At 60.7% G+C, this 6,254-nt stretch carries 6 protein-coding genes and 1 pseudogene; 2 read left to right on the forward strand and 5 right to left on the reverse strand.

Going from position 1 to position 6,254, the window contains the following annotated elements; all coding sequences use genetic code 11:
• The 3 genes and pseudogenes from AC1DT3_RS09990 to AC1DT3_RS10000 form a co-directional block, all read right to left on the reverse strand.
• Window positions 1–193, reverse strand: a pseudogene (locus AC1DT3_RS09990) (alkylhydroperoxidase domain protein); the annotation flags it as partial.
• 120 nt (window positions 194–313) lie between these two features.
• Window positions 314–1,600, reverse strand: a complete 1,287-nt coding sequence (locus AC1DT3_RS09995) for a GspE/PulE family protein (protein ID WP_477465102.1) — start codon at window positions 1,598–1,600, stop codon at window positions 314–316.
• A gap of 1 nt (window position 1,601) precedes the next feature.
• Entirely contained in the window at window positions 1,602–2,096 is a 495-nt protein-coding gene (locus tag AC1DT3_RS10000) for a prepilin peptidase (protein WP_477465103.1), read from the reverse strand.
• 360 nt (window positions 2,097–2,456) lie between these two features.
• On the opposite strand from AC1DT3_RS10000, the gene AC1DT3_RS10005 reads away from it, so the two are divergent.
• Together AC1DT3_RS10005 and AC1DT3_RS10010 are read left to right on the forward strand one after the other, a co-directional pair.
• On the forward strand, window positions 2,457–3,359 hold the full coding sequence (locus AC1DT3_RS10005) for a LysR family transcriptional regulator (protein ID WP_477465104.1): 903 nt from the start codon (window positions 2,457–2,459) through the stop codon (window positions 3,357–3,359).
• A gap of 191 nt (window positions 3,360–3,550) precedes the next feature.
• Window positions 3,551–4,225 (forward strand): HAD hydrolase-like protein, encoded by a 675-nt coding sequence (locus tag AC1DT3_RS10010; RefSeq protein WP_477465105.1) that lies wholly within the window; start codon window positions 3,551–3,553, stop codon window positions 4,223–4,225.
• Between the two features lie 167 nt (window positions 4,226–4,392).
• On the opposite strand, the gene AC1DT3_RS10015 is transcribed toward AC1DT3_RS10010, so the two are convergent.
• Window positions 4,393–4,956 carry a metallophosphoesterase family protein gene (locus AC1DT3_RS10015; protein ID WP_477465106.1) on the reverse strand — a complete coding sequence of 188 codons (564 nt, stop codon included), beginning with the start codon at window positions 4,954–4,956 and terminating at the stop codon, window positions 4,393–4,395.
• Window positions 4,957–5,157: 201 nt separating this feature from the next.
• On the reverse strand, window positions 5,158–6,254 hold a 1,097-nt coding region (locus AC1DT3_RS10020; RefSeq protein ID WP_477465107.1), incomplete at its 5' end, for a M10 family metallopeptidase C-terminal domain-containing protein.

Here is a 6,254-nt window from a genome sequence, read left to right on the forward strand (position 1 = left end):
GAATCTCCGGATCGCGCGCGAGGAGCATGAAATAATGCGACTTCGCCCTGGACGCGTCGACGAGACCCGCCCAATGGCGGTCGGTCAGCTCGTCCTCGGCAAGAGGCTCGAGCCAAGGCACCCAGCCCAGCTCGTCTTGCGTGAAGATGACGGGTTGCTTGTTGCCGGGATGGGCGATGATTGTATCGGTCATATTGATCTCCTCACTCTCACGCGCGGCCGGATGCAGATGCGGCTGCGCCGGCGAGTTCCAACACTCTCTTGCTTCCCACATCCCTCTGTGATGCTGCAGCGAGCGCGCTCAAGCCGGCTATCACCCGGATCTGGAAGGCGAGAAACGCAATCGATTGTGCCCGGTCAAGGCGGCCTGGTTGGCGACGATCGCCGTCTCGTGGTCGCGGATCTCGCCGACCATGATCACATCGGGATCCTGCCGAAGGACGGCGCGCAGCGAGCTGGCGAAGTCGAGCCCGATCTTTCGGTTCACCTGAATCTGGTTGACCCCATCGAGATGGTACTCGACCGGGTCCTCGACGGTGACGATGTTGCGGCTCGGATTCGCCATCGCCTTGAGGGCCGCATAGAGCGTCGTCGTCTTGCCGGAACCGGTCGGACCGGTGACGAGGAATACGCCGTGCGGCTCCGCCAACACCGTGTGAAGCGTTCCGATGATCGGCGCCGACAGGCCGAGCGCCTCGAAATCGAGCGTGGTCGCGGAGCGATCGAGAATGCGCAGCACGACGCCCTCACCGTTGACATGCGGCATGGTCGCCATGCGCAGGTCGATCTCGCGACCCCGCCAGGCCATGCGGATGCGTCCGTCCTGCGGGAGCCGTCGCTCGGCAATGTCGAGGCCCGCCATGATCTTCAGACGCGAGATCATGGCGGCATGCAGCTGCGCCGCCGGCGGCTCCACGTCTTTGAGGATGCCGTCGACACGATAGCGCACCCGCAATCCGTCCCGCTTCGCCATGATGTGCACATCGGACGCTTTCAGCTCAATGGCGCGATCGATCAACGCATTCACGATGCGGATGACCGGCGCATCGCTGGCAAGATCGCGCAATCGCTCCACGTCGAGGGTAAGAGATGGATCGGCATCATTCGCTTCGCCGACCGCGCGCGGCGGTTCCTTGCCGTAGAGCCGCTGCATGGCTGCTGCGAACTCGCCGCGCAGAGCAAGCCGGCACCGCACCGGCAAGCCGGTTTTGGCGTGGACCGCGGCCGGCGAAAAGCGATCGAGCGGATCCAAAACCGCGAGCTCCAGTTCGCCCTCGACGAGACGAACGGGCAGAACCTGAGAATGCAATAAAAACGGAGCGGTCAGGACTTCGGGCAGGATCGGTTCTTGGGGGTACTCGTCGACGCCGATCAAATCGAGACCCGTGACCGCGGACCATGCTTCCGTGAGTGCGCCGTCGGAGACGAGACCGAGTTTGTTGAGAACGACGTCGAGACGTTCACCGCTCGATTGCGCGGCGCGGCGGCCCCGTTCCAGCGCTTGCCCGTCCAGGCCCCCGGCATCCGCAAGGTGCGCAATGACGTCGTCGACGATGGTGTTCGATCCGTCATGCTGCTGATGTTGCGGCACCGTACGCATGTCACAACACTCCCATCGGGACCATCGCGCTGTGTGCTTGCGCGAGCCAGATGACGATCAGCGCGAGGCCGAGAAAGGGAGCGAAGGGAATTCTCGTGGTTGGCGCAAGGGGCCGGCCATCGAGGATGCGCCACGACAGAATGACGAGAAGCGCCGCCACGGATGCGAGCATCAGCAATGGCGCAAGGCCCTGCCAGCCGACCCATGCTCCCGCTCCGGCGACGAACTTCACGTCGCCCATGCCCAGACCGTCATAACCTCGCAGGCGCGGGAAGATGGCCGCGAGCATCCACAACGCTCCGGCGCCGGCCGCAATGCCTCCGACGGAGGCGGACCAGGTCAGATGCGGTGTAAAGGCGCCATATGCCGTTCCGCACAGAGCGAGGCCCGCGTTGATCTCGTTGGGGATGATCTGGCGCCGCCAATCGACCCAGGCCGCCGCAAGCACGAGCAGCCCCAGGCACGCGAAGGCGCATAGATCGATGTATGGAGACATGGTCGACATCGCAAACACCCCGCGACCGCACACGCGTTGAAGCACCGCTCAAAAAATCACTTCGTATTCCAAGTATCATTCAAGTTATTATGTTTCTTTTATTTGAGTGATCATGTCAAACAATTGATACTAAGTTGCAAAACAAAATCTAGTAAACCTTGGATTGAAACACTACACAAACGCGGAGGATGTTCGTACGCAAAAATGAAAGCTCGTGAGAATTAATGTCATTCGTAAAGTATTTAAATCATCAATTCTGAATTCAGAATCTTTGATATTGAAATAAAGATCATGCTATGTATCGATTTGCCTCGTTATGGATGCGGCGAACCTACGGTTGTTTTGCTTGCGTGAGATTCTATGAACATCGAAGGCCTCTCCCTTGATCAGATGAGAGTTGCACTTGTCGTCGCCGAAGCGGGAAGTCTTTCCGGCGCGGCGCGGCGTTTCAACAGAGCTCAATCGGCCGTCAGCTACGCGGTCACGACGCTCGAGCGTCAGCTCGGCGTGCAACTCTTCGACCGCTCCACTCAGCGCGCCCGCCCGACCAGCGCGGCGGGTCCCTTGCTACGGGAAATGAAGGCCATCGTTTCACGGGCGGATGCCTTGCGCGAAAGCGCGCGCCTTCTTCGCGAAGGCGACGACAGCACCATCGTCATCGGGGTCGACGCGTTGTATCCGCTTGCGGCCCTGGCCGGCGCGATGGCCGCTTTTCAGAAGGCATTCCCGGCCATCGTCATCGAGGTGCAGACCGGCCTGGGTCCAGTCATCGTCGATCGCGTGATCGGCAATCTCTGCGGTCTTGGAATTGTGACCGCTCCGACTGTCATGCCCGAGCCGCTGGTGAGCGAACCGCTCGCGCCCGTGACGCTGATTCCGGTCGTGAGCGGCGGTCGTCGTTCCTCAGCCGCGGGTTCACCAGTGGTTGCGGAATTTGAGCTCGGCGCGGATATTCGAGTCGTGATGCCGAGCGAAAAATTCCCCTCGCCGTTCGAGTTGGGCCATATCCAGTCGAGAACGTGGTGTGTGGATGACATGACGACGAAGTTGGCGTTTCTCCGCGCCGGACTCGGCTGGGGGTACATGCCCCGGCATCTCGTGCAGGGGGACATCGATCACGGGATCCTCAACGTCATCGTCCGACCAGGCATACAATCGGAGCATCTTCAATCGATCCACCTCGTTCGCAAGGCGGATCGTGCGTTGGCACTCCCTGCGCAATGGCTGGCCGAGCATCTCCCGCACCGAACCCTGAGAAGCTGAGGTCGGACTTTAGCGGGCAACCAATGCGAATCACCGCGAGCTTGGCGAACGCTGGGTGATGCGAGCGTGTCGAACCGGGTCGCGACAGCCGCCGGTCGCTCCGTAGCGAATGCCCCCAAACAACGAAACCAATCCCGAAACAAATCCAATCGCGCTTGTGCTCGTATTCTTTTTTTCGCTATCTTCGGAAGATGACTTGCTCCGTTCTTCTCGACCTCGACGGCACCTTGATCGATTCGCAACCCGGTATTTTGGCGAGCTGCCTTGCGGCACTGCGCGCCCTTGGACATGAGCCGGATGAAACCCTCGATATAAGACGTGCGATCGGGCCTCCGCTCGAAGATATGATGCAAATCTTGCTGCGCTCATACGGAGACGACAGAGTCGGCGAGGCAGTCGCTGCCTATCGTCACCATTACGGTGTAAGTGGGCTTTTCGGAAGCGTGCCTTATCCGGGGATTGGCGAATCCCTCGAAGAGATGAAGCGGAGGGGATGGCGCATCTATCTCGCCACTTCGAAAAGGGTGATTTTCGCAAGTCGCATTCTGGACCACCTGAAGCTCACCCCATATTTCGATGGCATCTATGGATCGGTGCCGAGCGGCGAGCTGGATCACAAGCCTGAACTCATCGCCCATATTCTGTCGGAGCGTGGTCTTTCGCCGTCGCAGAGTCTGATGGTCGGGGATCGCCGATACGATATTTCCGGCGCTCATGCGGTCGGAATGCGCTGTCTTGGCGTACTCTGGGGTTATGGGACCCGCGACGAACTCGAAACGGCCGGCGCAGACCAACTGGTGCATTCCCCTGCCGATCTCATCCGTACGGTCCACGCTATGGTCAACGGACGGCGATCCGCAAGCTAGAGCAGCAGTGTTCGACAAGCGGCCACATATCCGCTCCCGACACTTGGCGTCCGCGACACTTGGCGTCCCTTATACGTGGCATCGTTTCGCCGCGACTCAGAATCTGGTCCGCTATCGCCAAATGTCGGCCGTCGCTTGGCCATCACGCGCGATTCATGGAAGTGCCCTCAATCCGTCAGTGGAATGGGGCAGACGTGCGAGACCAGCCCCACGCTTTCGATCCAACGGTGGATGAGGTAACCCGGCAACTCCTCGTCGAGCTCATGCTCGTCGGCATCGCCCCGCTCCGCCACCGTCATGTAGCGGACGGGYGGCGCGCCCTGGCAGATCGCTCCTCCGAAACGAGCCTGAAAGGACCGATGGAAATGTCCGACCACCACGCGCTCGACCTGCGGATGTCGCGATAGAATGGCGGCCAGTTCATCGGCGCCTTCGCCCAGTCGAATATCGTCCTTGCCGTCAATGCCGATCATCATGGGCGGATGGTGAAAGAACAGGAGGGTCGGCACCTTTGACGCACACGCGAGCGCATCCTCGAGAAAACTCAGCGTCGCTGGCGGCAATGCGCCTTCGACACGGCCGGGAATGCTGCTGTCGAGTCCGATCAGGCGAACGGGACGCGTTTCAACGGCGTAATTCAAAGGCCCCTGCCCCGCGAACAGACCGAACCGTCGAAAGCCGGGCAAAACGTCCTTCCCGGCTTCGCTTGTGTTCACCCGCAAATACGCCATGATCGGCTCGTCGGCGTATGTCGGAACAGCCGTGCTGATGAGTGCGAGCAAAGAGATCAGCGCAACAATGCCAATTGTTAGGCGGGCCCCCGAAGGATTGGATCGATCAACTCCCTCACCGGCGATCGGATTACACGGACAGAGCGATGCTGCGACCTGTCTATCAACGCCTGTCATAACACCCGCCATGTGACCGCCCCCTCACAGAATAAAACTCTCCGCGCCGATCGCCGCTGTAGCGAGCGCGATGTCGTGGTCGGGTTGCCCGTCGCCGTTGCTGTCGATGCGCAGCTGCTGTGATGGTGCGTGGAAATAGAACTGGCCTGCCCTCCCCGCGCTCAGCATCACGTCGTGCGAGCCCGTTCCGAGGAAGGTCATGCCGAGTTTGCGCAGGTCGATCCTGTCGCCCGGTGCGAAATCCGCGATGACGTCGTGGCGTTCCAGCGTGCCCATGTCGGTAACGCTCTTGAACACGAACCGGTCTTTGCCCGCGCCGCCCTGCAGCGTATCGGCACCGGCGCCGCCGGTGATCGTGTCATTGCCGCGGCCGCCCTTGATGATGTTGTCGTGCGCGTTGCCGATGATCGTGTCGGAGAAGCGCGAGCCGATCGCATTTTCGATGTCGGTGAAATGCCCCAGCCAGGATTGATTGACGGCGAGGATGGAGGCCGCTTTCTTGCCGATCCAGTTCCAGGAACCATCCTTCATGTCGAGATGGGCTTTTGACTTCGCATTGGCGGCGGAGAGCGTGTCGATGCCGCCACCGTCCCAAATCAGCTTCGTCTGACCGACCTTGTAGGTGTCGGCGCCGAGCTTCTTCTGCGCCGGGCCGTAGATCGATTGCAGAGCGGCGGCGTCGATAAGTCCGAGCTTCGTCGGCGACCCCTTATAGGGCGCCTCACCCCACAGGCTGTAGGACATGACGGTGGTCGCGAGCTCCGCCGCCTTCAATCCGCCCTTTCCGATATAGGGGTGCTTCAAGCCGAGCGCGTGGCCGATCTCGTGCGTCACGATCTGGCGGCCGAAGGGCGTCGTGACGAAGTCGTCCCAATCGAGCCAGATATCGGCGCCACGGATGTGGTTTTCCTCCAGATCGTAGACGAGGCCACCCGCGTAGCCGTTGACCTTGTAGGGCATGTTGTGCTTGCCGAACATCAGGTCCGCTTCGCGCGCAGAGGATTTGACGAACGTCACATCGGCGACCGACGACCAGGCCTCGAGCGACTGCTCGACAACGTTCATCTGCGCCTTGGTGTAGCGCTGAAAGCTGAATTGCGGATCGACCAGGACATCGGTTC

This window comes from Microvirga sp. P4_G7 (assembly GCF_056401005.1).